Annotated in this window: 14 protein-coding genes; 8 read left to right on the forward strand and 6 right to left on the reverse strand. The window is 70.2% G+C overall.

What is annotated here, in order from left to right; translation table 11 throughout:
• The first annotated feature begins 84 nt into the window (after positions 1–84).
• The 4 genes from ACFSCU_RS14985 (at position 85) to trxC (ending at position 2465) form a co-directional block, all read left to right on the forward strand.
• Positions 85–1284, forward strand: a complete 1200-nt coding sequence (locus ACFSCU_RS14985; protein ID WP_377561054.1) for an aminotransferase-like domain-containing protein — start codon at positions 85–87, stop codon at positions 1282–1284.
• A gap of 10 nt (positions 1285–1294) precedes the next feature.
• Positions 1295–1525, forward strand: coding sequence for a DUF3820 family protein (locus ACFSCU_RS14990; RefSeq protein ID WP_308645744.1), 231 nt, complete (start codon positions 1295–1297; stop codon positions 1523–1525).
• A 133-nt stretch (positions 1526–1658) separates the two neighbouring features.
• Positions 1659–2003: a hypothetical protein gene (locus ACFSCU_RS14995; protein WP_180549452.1), complete on the forward strand. Its 345-nt coding sequence runs from the start codon at positions 1659–1661 to the stop codon at positions 2001–2003.
• 15 nt (positions 2004–2018) lie between these two features.
• Positions 2019–2465: a thioredoxin TrxC gene (gene trxC / locus ACFSCU_RS15000; RefSeq protein ID WP_180549451.1), complete on the forward strand. Its 447-nt coding sequence runs from the start codon at positions 2019–2021 to the stop codon at positions 2463–2465.
• 33 nt (positions 2466–2498) lie between these two features.
• Here the strand turns inward: trxC and ACFSCU_RS15005 are convergent, their stop codons facing one another.
• The 5 genes from ACFSCU_RS15005 to ACFSCU_RS15025 form a co-directional block, all read right to left on the reverse strand.
• Complete coding sequence (locus ACFSCU_RS15005) at positions 2499–3194, reverse strand: hypothetical protein (protein ID WP_377561055.1); 696 nt, start codon at positions 3192–3194, stop codon at positions 2499–2501.
• Between the two features lie 17 nt (positions 3195–3211).
• A complete protein-coding gene (gene nrdR, locus ACFSCU_RS15010) occupies positions 3212–3661 on the reverse strand; it encodes a transcriptional regulator NrdR (protein WP_180549449.1) in 450 nt (149 codons plus the stop codon).
• Between the two features lie 140 nt (positions 3662–3801).
• Positions 3802–5049, reverse strand: coding sequence for a serine hydroxymethyltransferase (gene glyA, locus ACFSCU_RS15015; protein WP_377561056.1), 1248 nt, complete (start codon positions 5047–5049; stop codon positions 3802–3804).
• A 270-nt stretch (positions 5050–5319) separates the two neighbouring features.
• Complete coding sequence (locus ACFSCU_RS15020; RefSeq protein ID WP_377561057.1) at positions 5320–6147, reverse strand: transglycosylase SLT domain-containing protein; 828 nt, start codon at positions 6145–6147, stop codon at positions 5320–5322.
• 541 nt (positions 6148–6688) lie between these two features.
• Positions 6689–6970, reverse strand: a complete 282-nt coding sequence (locus ACFSCU_RS15025; protein ID WP_333706957.1) for a hypothetical protein — start codon at positions 6968–6970, stop codon at positions 6689–6691.
• 19 nt (positions 6971–6989) lie between these two features.
• On the opposite strand from ACFSCU_RS15025, the gene ACFSCU_RS15030 reads away from it, so the two are divergent.
• From ACFSCU_RS15030 to ACFSCU_RS15045, 4 genes are all read left to right on the forward strand, one after another.
• A complete protein-coding gene (locus tag ACFSCU_RS15030; RefSeq protein WP_377561058.1) occupies positions 6990–8699 on the forward strand; it encodes a DUF748 domain-containing protein in 1710 nt (569 codons plus the stop codon).
• A 5-nt stretch (positions 8700–8704) separates the two neighbouring features.
• Positions 8705–11155: a DUF748 domain-containing protein gene (locus tag ACFSCU_RS15035; RefSeq protein WP_377561059.1), complete on the forward strand. Its 2451-nt coding sequence runs from the start codon at positions 8705–8707 to the stop codon at positions 11153–11155.
• Positions 11156–11273: 118 nt separating this feature from the next.
• Positions 11274–14360 (forward strand): DUF349 domain-containing protein, encoded by a 3087-nt coding sequence (locus ACFSCU_RS15040; RefSeq protein ID WP_377561060.1) that lies wholly within the window; start codon positions 11274–11276, stop codon positions 14358–14360.
• Between the two features lie 268 nt (positions 14361–14628).
• Complete coding sequence (locus ACFSCU_RS15045; RefSeq protein ID WP_377561061.1) at positions 14629–15105, forward strand: methyltransferase family protein; 477 nt, start codon at positions 14629–14631, stop codon at positions 15103–15105.
• A 4-nt stretch (positions 15106–15109) separates the two neighbouring features.
• Here the strand turns inward: ACFSCU_RS15045 and ACFSCU_RS15050 are convergent, their stop codons facing one another.
• Entirely contained in the window at positions 15110–15916 is an 807-nt protein-coding gene (locus tag ACFSCU_RS15050; protein ID WP_257645576.1) for a DUF4198 domain-containing protein, read from the reverse strand.
• Positions 15917–16072: the final 156 nt, after the last annotated feature.

Consider the following 16072-nt stretch of genomic DNA (forward strand, 5'->3'; position numbering starts at 1 on the left):
GCCAAGTTCGGTCGCACGGCCCCTTGGGGAGCAGGCGATGTGCGCCACAATGTTGCAGATCGAACCGCTATCGCTTCTTCACCCATGCCTCTCCATCTCGCCCAACGCCTGCAAAACGTCGAAACCTCCGCCATCCGCGAGCTGTTCAAGCTGCTGGGCAAGCCCGGCATCATCAGTTTTGCCGGGGGCTTTCCGGACAGCGCGATGTTCGACGTGGACGGCATCCGCGAGGCCGCCAACCAGGCGCTGGCCAACGAGCCCGGCGCCGCGCTGCAGTACGGTGCGACCGAGGGCTACCAGCCGCTGCGCGAACAACTGGCGGCGTTCACGCAGGCCAAGGGTGCGAAGGACGTGGCGGCCGATCAACTCATCGTGACCACCGGCAGCCAGCAGGCACTCGATCTGCTGGGCAAGTGCCTGGTCGATCCGGGCAGCAAGGCCATCGTGGAAGGGCCGACCTTCCTGGCCACCATCCAGTGCTTCCGCCTGTACGGTGCTGATCTGGTCAGCGCGCCGATCGACGGCAACGGCGTGCAAGTGGATGAGCTGGAGCGCCTGATCGCGCAGCACAAGCCGAAGTTCGTCTATCTGATCCCCACCTTCGGCAACCCCAGCGGCGCGATGCTGAGCCTGGAGCGCCGCAAGCGCGTGCTGGAGCTGGCGGTGAAGTACCAGACGCTGATCGTCGAGGACGATCCGTATGGCGACCTGTATTTCGACCAGCCGCCGCCGCCCAGCCTGCTGGCGCTGTCGAGCGAAGTGCCCGGCAGCCGCGACTGGCTGGTGCACTGCGGCAGCTTGAGCAAGGTGCTGTCGCCCGGCCTGCGCGTGGGCTGGATGGTGGCGCCGCCCGAACTGCTGGCCACGGCGGTGATGTGCAAGCAGTTCAGCGACGCGCACACCAGCACCTTCGCGCAGGCCACGGCCGCGCAGTACCTGGCCGCCGGGCGCATGCCGGCCACGCTGGCGCGCGTGCGGCAGGTGTATGGCGCGCGCGCCCAGACCATGGGCGATGCGCTGCGCAGCGACCTGGGCGACGCCATCGAGTTCGTGCAACCGCAGGGCGGCCTGTTCGTGTGGGCGCGGCTCACCGGCGCGGGCGGCAAGGTCAGTGACGGCAACGCGTTTGCCAAGAAGGCCATCGAGCAGGGCGTGGCCTTCGTGCCCGGCGCACCGTTCTATTGCGCCAACCCGGACGTGAGCACGTTGCGCCTGTCGTTCGCCACGGCGGACGAGGCGAGGATCCGCGAAGGCATCGCGCGGCTGGGCAAGGCGCTGGGCTGAAGCGGTGGACGTGGGCGCGCCGACGCCGCACGACGCCGAGCAGCTACAGCGGCTGGTCACGCTGGCCATGCCCTTCGGCAAGTACAAGGGCCAGTTGATCGCCGATCTGCCGGGCGCTTATCTGAACTGGTTTGCTCAGAAGGGTTTCCCCAAGGGCGAGGTGGGGCGCCTGCTGGCGCTGATGCACGAGATCGACCAGGCCGGTCTGCGGCGTCTGCTCGATCCGCTGAGGTCGCGCTGAAATTTCAAGCCATTTTTGCCGCTAGCGCCCGCCTATCAAGCGCAATAAGCTATCGATTATGTAGTAATCGAAGCACGTCCGGATGCTGGCCGCTGGTCTTGCATTTACTCAGCAGGACCCCAATTGGTAAGGCATGAAGACATTGCAAGCCCCCACCCGAACCGCTGCCATCCTGGCGCAGTTGCTGGAGCGGCTGGATGCCAGCCGCCAGGCCGTCGACGCCCACCAGTACCGCACCGTGGCCGCGCGCCTGTCGGCCATGCTGGCCAATACCGACATCGACTGGCAGCCCCTGCTGGAGCAAAGCCCGGCCGCCACCGCGCTTTACGAGAACCTGCACTACGGTGATGCCGGCCTGTGCCGCTCGCCGCTGGATGCCGCCATGCGCGCCGAAATGGCCGCCTGCGACGCCATTGCCGCCGCACGCGCCAAGCCCGCGCCCGACACCGCAGCGCCCGACGCCGCACCCGCCGCCTGAATCCGGAGCCTTGTGATGAGCGAGCCCCTGCACGTCGTCTGCCCGCACTGCCACACCACCAACCGCGTCAAGGCCGACCAGCTGGGCAGCGCGCCCGACTGTGGCCAGTGCAAGCAGCCGCTGTTCACTGGCCACCCGGTGGCGCTGGACGACGAGGCGGCGTTCGACAAGCACGTTCTGCGCAGCCAGATCCCGGTGCTGGTCGACTTCTGGGCGCCCTGGTGCGGGCCCTGCCGCATGATGGCGCCCGCCTACGAGAAGGCCGCCGCCGACCTGGAGCCGCGTGTGCGCGTCGCCAAGGTCAACACTGAGGCCGCCCAGGCGCTGGGCACGCGCTACAACATCCGCAGTATTCCCACGCTGGCACTGTTCGTCGGCGGGCGCGAGGTGGCGCGCCAGCCCGGCGCCATGACGAATCCGGCCCACGTCGTGCAGTGGGCCATGGCCAACCTGCCGCGCTGAGGCCGGCCTTCTCGATGCGCTCTCGGCGCCCGCTCAGCGCGAGGCGGGCGCCAGCGGCGCTACGAAGTCGGGCTCCGGCCCGTCGCCTTGCCAGAGCTGGATGCGCATGGTGCTGGGCACCGGCACGCTGCGGAAGTAGGCGGGGCGCATGGGCGTCTCGCTGAACGACGCAAACAGCTGCTGCACCACCGGGTCGCTGGCCGCCTCGCCCTGCAGCTCGAAGCGCTCTATGCGGCCGTCCGAATCGATCCACAACTGCACCTCGATCGTGGGATACGCGTCGGGCCAGGGCATCTCGGCCAGGCGCCATTCGTTGTCGATCGGCGTCGGCGCCCGATCGGCCAGGTTGGCGTCCAGCCACAGCCGCGCGCTGTCGGCGCGCGGCGCCGGGTCAGCGTGCGCCACGGGCGGCGGTTCCACCGGAGGCGGGGGGGTGGGGATAATCTCTTCGACGGCCGGCGCAGGCGCGGGCGCACGTGCGGTTGCACGGGTCGGTCTGGGCGTCACCGGGCGCTTGGCGGGCTGCGGCGTCGCGGGCGGGGCTGCCGGTATTGCTGGAGGTGGCGTGACAGGCTGAGTGCGCGTGTGCACCTGCACGCGCCAGGTCATAGGCTGTGCGGCGGCGCTCACGCCGTAGCGCGCTGGCTGCACCAGCCACAGTGCCGCCAGGTGCAGCGCCAGCGCCGCGGCCAGCGCCAGCCACCACCCACGCCATCCGCCGTCTGCCATGTCTTGCCCAGCGGCGATCAGCGCCGCACTTCATCCACCAGCGCGCGGAACTCGTCGATGTCCTCGAAGCTGCGGTAGACGCTGGCAAAGCGCACGTAGGCCACCTTGTCGAGCTTCTTCAGCTCGCGCATCACCAGTTCGCCGATGCGGCTGGAGGCGACCTCTCGCGCGGCGCTGCCCAGCAGCTTTTCCTCGATGCGCTCGATGGCGGCGTCGATCTGCTCGGTGCTCACGGGGCGCTTGCGCAGCGCCAGATCGAGCGAGCCTTGCAGCTTGGCCCGCGCATAAGGCACGCGCCGGCCATCCTTCTTGACGATGCTGGGAAAACTGACGTCGGGCCGCTCGTAGGTGGTGAAGCGCTTGGCGCAATGCCCGCACTGGCGCCGCCGGCGCACGAAGTCGCCATCGTCCGACGTGCGGGTGTCGACCACCTGGGTCTCGGTATGGGCGCAGAAAGGGCAGCGCATCGATTCAGGGTCTTATCGGGTCTCAGGCACCGTCAAATAAGCGCGAGCAGCTCTTATTACAGGAGCGGGGCAGTCTGCTACGGCGGGCGCCCGTCCAAGGGCGCCTCAGCCGCACCGGCACGCTCTAGCGGCCAGACGACTCAGCCGTAGACAGGGAAGGCCTTGGTCAGCTTGGCCACCTTCTCACGCACCGCGGCCAAGTTGGCCTCGTCACGCGGGTTGTCCAGCACGTCGGCCACCAGGTGGGCGGTGGCGCGGGCTTCGGCTTCCTTGAAGCCGCGCGTGGTCATGGCCGGGGTGCCGATGCGCACGCCGCTGGTCACCATGGGCTTCTCGGGGTCGTTGGGGATGGCGTTCTTGTTGATCGTCATGTGCGCGCTGCCCAGCACAGCCTCGGCATCCTTGCCGGTGATGCCCTTGGGCCGCAGGTCGACCAGCATCACGTGGCTTTGCGTGCCGCCGCTGACGATGCGCAGGCCGCGCTCGGTCAGCGTCTCGGCCACCACCTGGGCGTTCTGCTTCACCTGCTGCGCGTACTGCTTGAACTCAGGCTGCAGTGCCTCCTTGAAGGCGATGGCCTTGGCCGCGATGATGTGCATCAGCGGGCCGCCCTGCAGGCCGGGGAACACAGCGCTGTTGATGGCCTTCTCGTGCTCGGCCTTCATCAGGATGAAGCCGGCGCGCGGGCCACGCAGGCTCTTGTGCGTGGTGCTGGTCACCACGTCGGCGTGCGGCACGGGGTTGGGGTAGACGCCGCCGGCGATCAGGCCCGCGTAGTGCGCCATGTCGACCATGAAGATGGCGCCCACGTCCTTGGCCACCTTGGCAAAGCGGGCGAAGTCGATCTCGAGTGAATAGGCCGAGGCGCCGGCGATGATGAGCTTGGGCCTGGTTTCGTGCGCTTTCTGCTCCATCGCCTCGTAGTCGATGGCTTCCTGCGCGTTCAGCCCGTAGCTGACCACGTTGAACCACTTGCCCGACATGTTCAGCGGCATGCCGTGCGTCAGGTGGCCGCCTTCGGCCAGGCTCATGCCCATGATGGTGTCGCCGGGCTTCAGGAAGGCCATGAAGGCCGCGATGTTGGCGCTGGCGCCGCAGTGCGGCTGCACGTTGGCGGCCTCGGCGCCGAACAACTCCTTCACGCGGTCGATGGCCAGCTGCTCGACCACGTCGACGTGCTCGCAGCCGCCGTAATAGCGGCGGGCGGGGTAGCCCTCGGCGTACTTGTTGGTCAGCTGCGTGCCGGCGGCGGCCAGCACGGCGGGCGAGGCGTAGTTCTCGCTGGCGATCAGCTCGATGTGGTCTTCCTGGCGCTGGTGCTCGGCCTGGATGGCGGCCCAGACGTCGGCGTCGGTGTTGGCGATGGTGTGCGTGGAACGGTTGAACACGGCAGTCCTTCGAAAAGGTCCTCCCTCGGCGGTGCAAGGGCTGCCCAGGCGAACGGCGGAACACGCCGCGAGCGCCACACGCGCAAGGGCGGTGCGCTTCCCCGTGGTGGTGGGCGGCAGTCCGCCGCATGTCCACGTCAGCACCGCCTCTGAAAGCACGGCACCTATCGCCAGTCGCGCACGGCAGGGAGTTTAGCCGACGCCCATGCGGCGCCGCTGGGGGATGGGATGGAAAGCGGGCGCGCCTGGAGCAGGACGCGCCAAGCCGCGTCAGGACAGAGCGGCGACCTTGATCGGCGCCGGGCTGGCGGGCGCGGCGGGTTCCGGCGTGGTGGCCGCGCGCAGGGCGGGGGTGTTGTCGTTCAGCGGAATCGCCTTGCCCTTGGCGACCTGCGACAGGCGCGCGTGTTCGGCCAGCACCTTGCTGGCGTAGCCGCCGTCCGACGGCAGGTTGGCGGCGCCCACGTACCACTTCAGGCCGCCTTCGACCGAACCGGTGCGGCCGATGTATTCCTGCAGGATCTTCACGCCCACGCGCAGGTTGCTCTTGGGGTCGAAGGCCGCGTACAGGCCGCCGAAGTGCTGGTACTTGTCGGAGTGGATCTGCGTCATCACCTGCATCAGCCCCTGCGCGCCCACCGGGCTCTGCGCGAACGGGTTGAAGCTGGATTCGATGGCCATCACGGCCAGGATCAGCGTCGGGTCGAGCTTGGTGTCGCGGCCGACCTCGTAGGCCTCGGCCACCAGCGCGGCCACGGGCTCGGGCGCCACGCGGTACTTCTTGCTGATCCACAGGGCCACGTTGGCCTGCTCGCGCGGCAGGTCGCGGGGGTTGGCGGCGGTGGCGCGCTCGATGGCGCCCAGTTCGGGGGTGATGCCCATGGCGGCGATCTTGCGCGCCGTCAGCCATTCGGTCAGCTGCTGCTCGCCCTGATGGCGCAGATCAGGCCGTGCGCCGAGCAGGGCCGCCAGCACCACCACCACGATGCCCACCAGGGCCAGGCCGTTGTGCGTGATCTCGAAAAATCCTTCGGCCACGTCACCGGCGAAGGTCTTGAAGCCGCGCCCCACGGCGGCCACAGATGCTGACAATGTCATAGCTCTCCTTGTCGGGACGCAAGGGCGGTGCTGGCCATCTCAGGTCCATCTGCCCTTGGGGGGCGATGCCTGCGGCCTGGCGACCGTGATCCTGCATCCTGGGTTCATCGCCGCGCTGCGGGCGCCTGTGACAGCTGGCGCCTGTCTCCTGTGTTGTCTGTCGTGGCAGTGCGGTTTGCCGGGGTCGGCAACGAATCTCTCTCAGGGTTTCCCACTAATTTTGTCGGGAACAGGCGATTCTAGGAGTTGCCTAAATGCCGGGTCAATACTAAAAAATGGAGGTTAGATTCTATTTTCCGTATAAGAAACCGCTTGCAAAGCGTTGCTGCTCCCGCCTTCGGAGCGCGGACGCAGGGCGCTGACAGTGACACCGACCCGCACTGCCGCGCTGATTGAGCGCGGCAATGATGGGAGACGGCGGATTGAAATTCATCACTGGTTCACGGTGCCATGCTGGCCTACAGTGAAGGCGTCCGAGGTACTCGGGCATTGGCTGACAGGAGCCGGTCCGCTGTAGTCGATACAGCGACATGGAAACCCATCAGCCCCACCTTGAAGGCAATCCTTTGCCTTCGCCGCAGCCGGAAACAGCAAGCTTTCCGATGCGGACCCAGGCAGACCACGACGCTTTTGTCACGCTGCCTGAAAGCCCGGCGGGCAGGCTGCAGGCCGAAACGCCGGGCTTTCTCGTTTCTGGCTGCAGCAGCGGGTGTCGCTTGCGATTCGTTGCCTTGTCGTCGCCGCCGCGGCGGCCGCGTTGATGGGCAGAAGCGACAATCCCGTCCGTCATGTCCGGCCAGCCGCAGTCTTCCAGTCCAGCCATTTCCGAATCCGACCCCGCCGTGCCGCCACCTCGGCCCAGGCGCCGGCTGCCTGCCAACCGCTGGGTGCGGCGCGGTCTGTACGCCGGCGCGGGCCTGCTCGGGCTCTGGGCGCTGGGCTGGCTGGGGCTGCCGCCGCTGCTGAAGTGGCAGGGCGAGAAGATCGCCAGCGCGCAGCTTGGGCGCGCGGTGCGCATCGGAGCCGTCGATTTCAAGCCCTGGACGCTGGAGCTGACGCTGAACGACGTGGCGGTGGCCGGTGCCGATGGCGCGCCCGACCAGTTCAGCGTCAAGCGCGTGTATGCCGATGCCGAGCTGCAATCCATCTTCCGCCTGGCGCCGGTGATCGACGCCCTCCAGATCGAGGCGCCCGCCGTGCGCCTGACGCACCTGGGCGACGGCCGCTACGACATCGACGACATCCTGGCCCGGCTGGCCGCGCGCCCCCAGCCCGCCGAGCCGGGCGAGCCGGCGCGCTTCGCGCTCTACAACATCGACCTGAGCGGCGGGCGCATCGATTTCGACGACCGCGCGGTCGGGCCCCAGCACGAGGTGCGCGACCTGCGCCTGGCGCTGCCTTTCATCAGCAACCTGCCGTCGCAGCGCCAGATCAAGGTGCAGCCGCAACTGGCCTTCGTGGCCAACGGCAGCGCCTTCGACTCGCGCGCCGAGGCGCTGCCGTTCGACGCCTCGCGCCACGCCGACGCCGCCTTCCGCCTGAGCGGGCTCGATCTGCAGCCCTACCTGGGCTACATCCCGCCCGGCCTGCCCATCAAGCTGCAGGCCGCCACGGTGGACGCGGACCTGCGCCTGGGCTTCGAGCAGACGCCCCAGCCGTCGCTGCGCGTGGGCGGCACGCTGACGGTGAGCGGCCTGAAATCGGTGGACGGGCAGGGCGCCGATGCGCTGGCCTTCGATGCGCTGAAAGTGCAGCTGGGTGAAGTGCGCCCGCTGGAACGCAAGGTGCACCTGGCGGCGGTCGAGCTGAACGGCCCGCACCTGGCGCTGCGGCGCCAGGCGGACGGACAGTTCAACCTGCTGGTCACGCCGGGCGGCGCCAATGCTCCTGAATCAGGAGCTGTCGGCGCAGGTGCAGCAAGCGCTGAAGCCCGATTTGACTCTGAATCGTCGCAGCCGCCCGCATCGCGCGCCAGCGGTGCCGGTGCCGGTGCAGCCGCCGCCGCGGCGCCTGCGTGGCAGGTGGCCATCGACAAGCTGGCCGTACACGGCGGCACGCTGGACTTCACCGACGACACCACGGCCGCCGACGGTGTGCCGGCCGCCGCGGTGCGCCTGAACGAATTCGAGCTGGCGGCCACCACCATCGGCCTGCCGTTCGCGCAGCCGCTCACTTTCAGCGGTTCGGCCGCGCGCGGTTCCGTGCCCTCCATCGAATTCCAGGGCACGGCGGCCGAGCGCGGTGCCGAGGTCAACGCCCGCATCGCCCACCTGCCGCTGGGGCTGGCCGCGCCTTACCTGGCGCCGCACCTGGTGCCGCGCCTGACGGGCGAGCTGGACGCCCACGTGGGCCTGCAATGGGCGCCGCCGCAGGCGCGCGACCTGCCGCCCGAGCTGAAGATCGCCGCCGAGCAGCTGACGCTGCGCCAGCTGATGCTGGCCGAAGCCCCGACCCCCGCCGCCAGCGCGGCACCCGCCCAAGCCAAGCGATCGGCGCCGCGCGGGGCGTTGACCGAAGCGGCCCGCTGGCCAGCATCGCCCAGGTCGACCTGAGCCAGGTGCTGGTCGATCTGCGCACGCGCGCCGTCACCGTGGGCAAGCTGGGCGTGCAGGCGCCGCGCGTGACGGTGGAGCGCGGCGCGGACCAGGCCCTGATGTACCAAGCCTGGCTGCGCCAGCCCGCTGGCGCCCAGCCGGCTGAGCCGGCCAAGCCGAAACCGCGCGGCGGCCCGGCCACCGACTTCCCGTGGAAAGTGCTGGTGAACGAACTGGCGCTGGCCGGCGGCACCGTGGGCTGGCGCGATGCCGCCGTGCCCGGCACGGTGGAGGCCGAGCTGACGCAGTTGCAGATCGACGCCAAGCAAGTCGACCTGAACGGCAAGTCGCCCATCCCCGTCAACCTGAGCGCCCGCCTGGCCGGCGGGCCGGGCGGCGGCCGGGCCGAGCCGGGCCGCCTGTCGTGGCGCGGCCAAGTGGGCCTGACGCCGCTGACGGCGCAGGGCGCGGTCGATGCGCAGCGCCTGCCGCTGCACAGCTTCGAGCCGTACTTCGGCGATGCGCTGAACGTCGACATCCTGCGCGCCGACACCAGCTTCAAGGGCAACGTGAACTTCGCGCACCTCACGCAGGGGCCGCGCCTGCGTGTGAGCGGCGATGCCAGTGTGGAAGAGCTGCGCACCCACAGCCGGCCGGGCACGGCGGCCGCGCCGGATGCGCAGGTGCCGGCCGATGCCGCCAAGGCGCCGCCGGCAGCGAAGGCCGGCACCTCGCAGGCCGCGCTGGCGCCATCGACCGCCGTGGGGCGCGGCGGCGGCCTGGGCGAGGAGCTGCTGAGCTGGAAGCAGCTCAGGCTGGCCGGGCTGGACGTGCAGCTGGAGCCCGGCAAGCCGCCGCAGGTGGAGGTCAAGGACACGCTGCTGTCGGATTTCTACGCGCGCCTCATCATCCACCCCAACGGCCGCATCAATCTGCAGGACGTGGTGAAGTCGAAGGACGGCGCTGCCGACATCGCCGCACCGGCCACGTCCGTGGCTGTGCGGCCCGCGCCATCCGGCATGCCCGCGGCCGGCGAGAACAGTGGCGAAGCTACCGATTCAGTAGCTGCCGGCGCGCCACCGGCGGCCGCTGCAGCCCCATCGGTGCAGCAGGTCGACCCGATGGCGCCGGTCATTCGCTTCGGCCCCATCCGCATGGCCAGCGGCCGCGTGCTGTTCTCCGACCGCTTCATCCGCCCCAACTATTCGGCCGACCTGACCGAGCTGAACGGGGCCTTGAGCGCCTTCAGCTCCGTCGCCCCGGCGGGCGCGCCGCAGATGGCCGACCTGAACCTCACCGGCCGCGCCGAGGGCAGCGCCGCACTGCAGGTGACGGGCAAGCTCAACCCCCTGGCCAAGCCGCTGGCGCTGGACATCCACGGCCAGGTGACCGACCTGGAGCTGCCGCCGCTGTCGCCCTATTCGGTCAAGTACGCCGGCCACGGCATCGAGCGCGGCAAGCTCAGCATGGACGTGGCTTACAAGGTCGAGCCGGATGGCCGCCTCACGGCCAGCAACAAGCTGGTGCTCAACCAGCTCACCTTCGGCGAGCCGGTGCAGGGCGCGCCCGCCAGCCTGCCCGTGAAGCTGGCCACCGCGCTGCTGGCCGACAGCAAGGGCGTGATCGACCTCGACCTGCCCATCAGCGGCTCGCTGAACGATCCGCAGTTCTCCATCGGCCCGATCATCTTCAAGGCCGTGGTCAACCTGATCGGCCGCGCCATCACCGCACCGTTCACGCTGCTGGCGCGCGCGCTGGGCGGCGCGGGCGGCGAGGACATGGCCAACGTGGCCTTCGCCCCCGGCAGCGCGCAACTGCAGCCCAAGGCGCGCGAGCAACTCGACCAGATCGCCAAGGCGCTGACCGACCGGCCGCAGCTCAAGCTCACGGTGGTGGGCACCGCCAGCCTGGCGCAGGAGCGCGAAGGCTACCGGCGCGAACGCCTGAAGGCCATGGTGGCGGCGGAAAAGCGGGCCGGTGCACCCACGCCCGCCGCGCCGGCCAGCGCCGCGTCGCCGGCTGAAAATGCTATCAATAAGGAAGCTTCTGGCGCAGATGGGGCGGGCGCTGCGGGCCAGTTTGGCACTCAATCCGCCGCAGCCGCGGTGACCGATGCCGAATACCCCGTGCTGCTGCGCCAGCTCTACCGCCGTGCCGATCTGCCCGGCAAGCCGCGCAATGCCATCGGCCTGCTCAAGGACGTGCCGGTGCCCGAGATGGAGGCGCTGCTGCTGTCGCACATCGAGGTCAGCGAAGACGCCATGCGCCAGCTGGCGGTGCAGCGCGGCGCGGCCGTGAAGGACTATCTGGCCAGCAAGCAACTGCCGGCCGAGCGCCTGTTTCTGGGTGCGCCGCGCGCCGGTGCCACGACCGCTGCCACGGCGGCCAGCGCCCCGGCCAGTGCCGCCAGCGATGCGGCGGGCGCGGCCAAGGCCTGGTCGCCGCGGGCCGAGCTGACCCTGGCCACGCGCTGAGCGCGCCGCACCCGAAAGCCGCTCAGGGCGCGCGCCGCCAGCCCCGCGCCCATTTAGAGGCGAAAATACACAGTTCCCGCGGGCATGGTGCCTGCACCGACGTTTTCCAATCCACAGCATGTTCCCTTTCTCCCGCGACAACAAAGACCAGCAGCCCGAGCCCGAGGCCGCCGCCCCCAAGGCGCCTGAGGCGCACCCGCTCGATGCCCTCACGGGCGGCGTGTTCTCGGCCGCCACCTCGGGCGAGCGCGCCCAGCGCGTGCGCGAGTGGCTGGCCACCGAGCCGGCGCCCGAGCAGATGCAGGAGGTGTTCAAGGAACTCTCGTCCAAGGACAAGGGCGCCGCCAGGGCGCTGCGCGAAAAGCTCGACGAACTGCGCCGCGCCAAGGGCCAGGAGGCCGTGGCCGCCGAATGGGAGAGCAAGGCGCTGGCGCTGCTGCAGGCCGCGCGTCTGAACATCGCCGACGCCCTGGCTTGGCAGCGCGACGCTGCCAAGGCCGGCGCGCCGCTGTCGCGCGAGCCGCTGTCCAGCCTGCGCGCCGAGCTGGTCGACCGCATCAAGAAGGTGGAAGACGTGCAGCAGCGCGTGATGGTGCAGCGCGAGGCCGCCGCCCTGCTGGCGCAGCGCATCGAGCTGCTGTCCACCAAGCCCTGGCAGGACGCGCAGGCGCAGCAGCCGGGCCTGCAGGCCGATGTCGAGCAATGGCGCGCCCAGGCCCGCCTGCTGCTGGCCGACCCGCAGTGGCTGAGCGTGGACGTGCGCTACCCGCCGCAGCTCGAAGCCGCGCAAAGCCAGCTCACGGCCGTGTGGGACGCCTTCGGCGCCGCGCTGGCGCAAACCGTGGCCGCCGCCGCCGACGCTGCCGCGCCGCTGCCGCCCGTGCCCGTGTGGGCCGACGAGATCCGCGCCGCCCGTGGCGAAGCCCCCGCCGCCGCCCCGGCGGCCGACAAGCCGGCCAAGCCCAAGGTCGACCCCGAGCAGCGCGCCGCCGCGCAGAAGGCCGTCGAAGCCGGCGTGATGCTGCTGGAGCAGGCCGTCACCGCCGGCCACACCAAGAACATGCACAGCGCCACCAACGCGCTGCGCGCCTCGCTCAAGACCCACGGCCGCCTGATCGACGACGCGCTGGAGGCGCGCGTGCACGCCGCGCTGGTCAGCGCCGGCGAGCTGGAAGGCTGGCAGCGCTGGAGCGCCGACAAGCTGCGCGAGCAACTCGTCGCCAAGGCCGAGGCGCTGCTGGTCAAGCGCAAGATCAAGGGCGCCGCGGCGCCGCGCCAGGCCGAAGCGGCGGAACCTGCCGAGGCGGTTGAAGTTGCGCCCGTTGCTCCTGAAACCGAAGCTGCCCGCGCAGAGCCGGCCGGCGTTGAGGGCCAGAACGATGCCCCATCGACCGACGCTGCGCCCGCCGGTACCGAGGCCGCGGTCGAGCCGTCCCAGCCCGCAGAGACTGCGGCCGTCGATGCCGCCGAAGCACCGGCTGCTCCTGAAACCGAAGCTGCCAGCGCAGACCAGGCGGGCGCTGAAGGCCAAAAAGGCACTGAAACCGCCGCGCTGGAAGAAGGCTACGAGCTGGTGCCCGCCATGGGCGGCCGCAAGCTGCAGGACGCCATCCGCAAGCTGCGCGACGAGTGGAAAACCGCCGACCAGGGCGGCGCGCCCAACCACGCGCTGTGGAAGCGCTTCGACCGCGCCTGCAACGCCGCCCACAAGTTCGTGGACGAGTGGCTCACCAAGGTGCGCGCCGAAGCCGCCGAGCACAAGGCCCAGCGCAGCGCGCTGATCGAAGAGGTCAAGGCCTGGGGCGAAGCCCATGCCAGCGCCGGCGAGGGCGCCGACTGGAAAGCCTTCAACCGCCAGATCCACCAGTTCAGCGACCGCTGGCGCAACGCCGGCCACCTGTCTGAAAAGCAGTTCGCCGAACTGCAGCCGCAGTGGAAGGCCGCCATCCATGCCGCCGCGCAGCCGCTGGAAGCCGCGCAAAAGCAAAGCACCGCGCGCCGCCAGGCCCTGATCGCCGAGGCCGAGCAGCTGGGCGCCGCGCCGCAACTGCGCATCGACGCCGTCAAGGCCCTGCAGCAGCGCTGGCAGGCCGAGGCGCAGGCCGTGCCGCTGGACCGCAAGCACGAGCAGCGCCTGTGGGACGCCTTCCGCAAGCCCATCGACGAGGCCTTCAACCGCAAGGGCGCCGAGCGCGAGCGCCAGCAGGCCGCCATGAGCGCGCACGACCGCGCCGTGCTTGAGGCCGCCAAGGCGCTGGAAGCCGCCAACGCCAGCGGCGATGCGCAGAAGATTCGTGCCGCCATGGCCCAGCTCGAAGCCGCCACGCGCGGCCAGCTGGCTGCAGCCCCTGCAGCCGCTTCTGAAGAAAAAGTGGCTGCAGCGCCCGCCGATGGGGCGCCGGCAGCTTCTGAAAGTGAAGCGCCTGCGCCTGCGGAAGCGGCTGCCGATGCGCCGCCGGCCGAAGGCGAGGGCGCCGCACCCGAAGCCGCCGCACCGGCCCCCGCGCCCAAGCCCGCCAAGCCCCTCATCGCCATGCGCGGCGACGACCGCCCTGGCGCCAGGCGTGCCGAGGCCGCGCCCGCCGGCCGTGGCGGCAAGTTCGGCGACCGCCGCGATGGCCGCCCCGGTGGCCGCGACGCCCGCGGTGGCCCCGGTGGCGACCGTGGCGGCCGCTTCGGTGATCGCGGTGACCGCCGCGACGGCGGTGGCCGCTTCGAAGGCCGCCCGCCGCGCGAAGACCGCGGCCCGCGCCTGGGCGACGCCGCCTTCCGCGCCCAGCGCGACGCCGTCGAAGCCGCGCAGGCCCAGCTCAAGAAACTGGCCGCGCAGGCGCACGGCGAAACCGTCACCCAACTGCTCAGTGCCTGGCAGCAGCGCCAGCCGGATCAGTTGCCCAGCGCGCAGGAGCTGGGCCGCGGCGTCACTGGCGGCACCCGCAGCGCCTGGGCTCAGGCCCTGCAGTCCGCCCCGCAAGGCAGCGCCGCCGAGCCCCTGCTGCGCCTGGAAATGGCCGCCGAAGTGCCCACCCCCGCCGAGCACCTCGACGCCCGCCGTGCGCTGCAACTGCAACTGCTCACGCGCCGCAACGACCCCGCCCCCGCCGAAACCTGGGCGCAGGACGCCGGCAAGGTGCTGGCCACCGCCCACGACGACGCCACCGCGCGCCGCCTGCAGAACGCGCTCAAGGTGCTGATGCGCAAGTAGGCGCGTGCCGTGTCCTGTGGGAGCGTGGCACTTTGATTTCGCTCCCTCCCCCTCTGGGGGAGGGCAGGGGCGGGGGCCAGCCCCGTATGCACACCCCACAGCCTGTCGGGCGAACGAGCCAGGCCCCCATCCCGGCCTTCCCCCAGCGGGGGAAGGAGTCTGGAACGGGTCGCCAATCAGCATGAAAAAGACCGCCAGCGCTTGTCCAGCAAGCGCCAGCAGCTATCAATGCAGAAGCATCTGAGCTGACCCGCACCCATCCCCCGCCATGTCCCGCTGGTACGAGCACAAGATCCCGCCCCCGGTCATCGACCTGGCCATCGGCGTGCTCATGTGGGCGCTGGCCCGCGCCTTTCCCGTCGCGCAGCTGTGGCCGCAGGGCGCCTGGCCCTTCGGCCTGGGCGCCGCGCTCGGCATCGCGCTGGCCGGCGGCCTGATCGCGCTGGCCGGCGCCTGGCAGTTCCACCGCGCCCGCACCACCGTCAACCCTTTGTCGCCCCACAAGGCCAGCGCCCTGGTCACCGGCGGCATCTATCGCATCACGCGCAACCCCATGTACCTGGGCATGGGGCTGGTGCTGGTCGGCTGGGCCGTCTGGCTGGGCAACGCCGCCGCGCTGCTGGGCCTGCCGCTGTTCGTGGTGCTGCTCGACACCCTGCAGATCAAGCCCGAGGAACGCGTGCTGCGCCAGCGCTTCGGCGAAGCCTACGCCCGCTACGCGGCGCGGGTGCGGCGCTGGGTCTAGCGCGTCATGGCGCGGGTGGCGCAACCTCCAGCGTCAGCCCGGCGTTGTGGCTCTCCCACAGATCGGGCTGCACCTTTCTGTGCAGGGTCACGAAGAGGTACATCAGCCCGCCCTGCGTCGGCGTGACGGAGAACTGGCCGCCGTCGTTCGTCCGCAGGCTGCTGGTGCGCACGTTCTCCACGTCGTACAAGTCCTCGACGCGGTGCTTCTTGTAGTGCTCGTTGTCATACGCCACCACGACGCGGGCCTGCGCGGCGGGCTTGCCGTCTTGCAGCACCTTCAGTTGCAAGGGCGCGCCCACGGCCAGGCGGTTGGGTGACGACAGGGGAATGATCTCGACCCCGCGCTCGCTCGGGCGAGGCGCGTAGGCGGGTTCGCCCTTGGCCAGGTACACATCGGCGCTGCTGTAGTACTGCATGGACGTGGGCGCGCCGCTCACGCGCTGCATGTCGCCTGCGAAATAGAGCTTGCCGGCGGCCGTCTCCACCGCTTTGTACCTGGGGCCGACGCGCACGCCAGTGCTCACCCGGTAGGTGCCGGCCGCGCCGATTACCGGCTCCAGGTACACGGCGGCCTTGGTGCGGGCGCTTGCCTTCAGTGGCGTGACGGTGCCATCGGGCTGGGTGATCGAGAAGTTGGGCGAATCCATCGCGAAATCGGCCTGGAACGGAAACTCCGTGAACGCCGATTCCACCTGCAGCCGGGGGTTCTCGATGTTGAACTGGCTGGGCTTGAGGAAGGGCACATGGGCGTGTACCGCCAGGCTGGCAAGAAGGGCCAGTGCTGCAAGGGCGGGTTGGCGAATAAGCATGAATGATTTGTCCGTGGTGGGGAGGGTGGCAAGGTGCTACCCAGAAAAAGACGACTGGGATGGCGCGATGGCTAGGCTAGTCAGGGCTTGTAGGCCCTTGGGCAAGCCGGGGGTTGAAGATGCTCCTGTCCGCCGTTCAAAAATTGTTCTCTGACC

The sequence above is a fragment of the Ottowia beijingensis genome (assembly GCF_042680925.1).
GTDB lineage: Bacteria > Pseudomonadota > Gammaproteobacteria > Burkholderiales > Burkholderiaceae_C > Ottowia > Ottowia beijingensis.

Bases quoted from the DNA above. Each gene is read 5' to 3' on its own strand.
- ACFSCU_RS15020 (WP_377561057.1), bottom strand. From the start codon at position 6,147: ATGACATTGTCAGCATCTGTGGCCGCCGTGGGGCGCGGCTTCAAGACC.
- ACFSCU_RS14995 (WP_180549452.1), top strand. From the start codon at position 1,659: ATGAAGACATTGCAAGCCCCCACCCGAACCGCTGCCATCCTGGCGCAG.
- ACFSCU_RS15025 (WP_333706957.1), bottom strand. From the start codon at position 6,970: ATGGCTGGACTGGAAGACTGCGGCTGGCCGGACATGACGGACGGGATT.
- ACFSCU_RS15005 (WP_377561055.1), bottom strand. From the start codon at position 3,194: ATGGCAGACGGCGGATGGCGTGGGTGGTGGCTGGCGCTGGCCGCGGCG.
- ACFSCU_RS15050 (WP_257645576.1), bottom strand. From the start codon at position 15,916: ATGCTTATTCGCCAACCCGCCCTTGCAGCACTGGCCCTTCTTGCCAGC.
- ACFSCU_RS15045 (WP_377561061.1), top strand. From the start codon at position 14,629: ATGTCCCGCTGGTACGAGCACAAGATCCCGCCCCCGGTCATCGACCTG.
- ACFSCU_RS14985 (WP_377561054.1), top strand. From the start codon at position 85: ATGCCTCTCCATCTCGCCCAACGCCTGCAAAACGTCGAAACCTCCGCC.
- ACFSCU_RS15040 (WP_377561060.1), top strand. From the start codon at position 11,274: ATGTTCCCTTTCTCCCGCGACAACAAAGACCAGCAGCCCGAGCCCGAG.
- nrdR (WP_180549449.1), bottom strand. From the start codon at position 3,661: ATGCGCTGCCCTTTCTGCGCCCATACCGAGACCCAGGTGGTCGACACC.
- trxC (WP_180549451.1), top strand. From the start codon at position 2,019: ATGAGCGAGCCCCTGCACGTCGTCTGCCCGCACTGCCACACCACCAAC.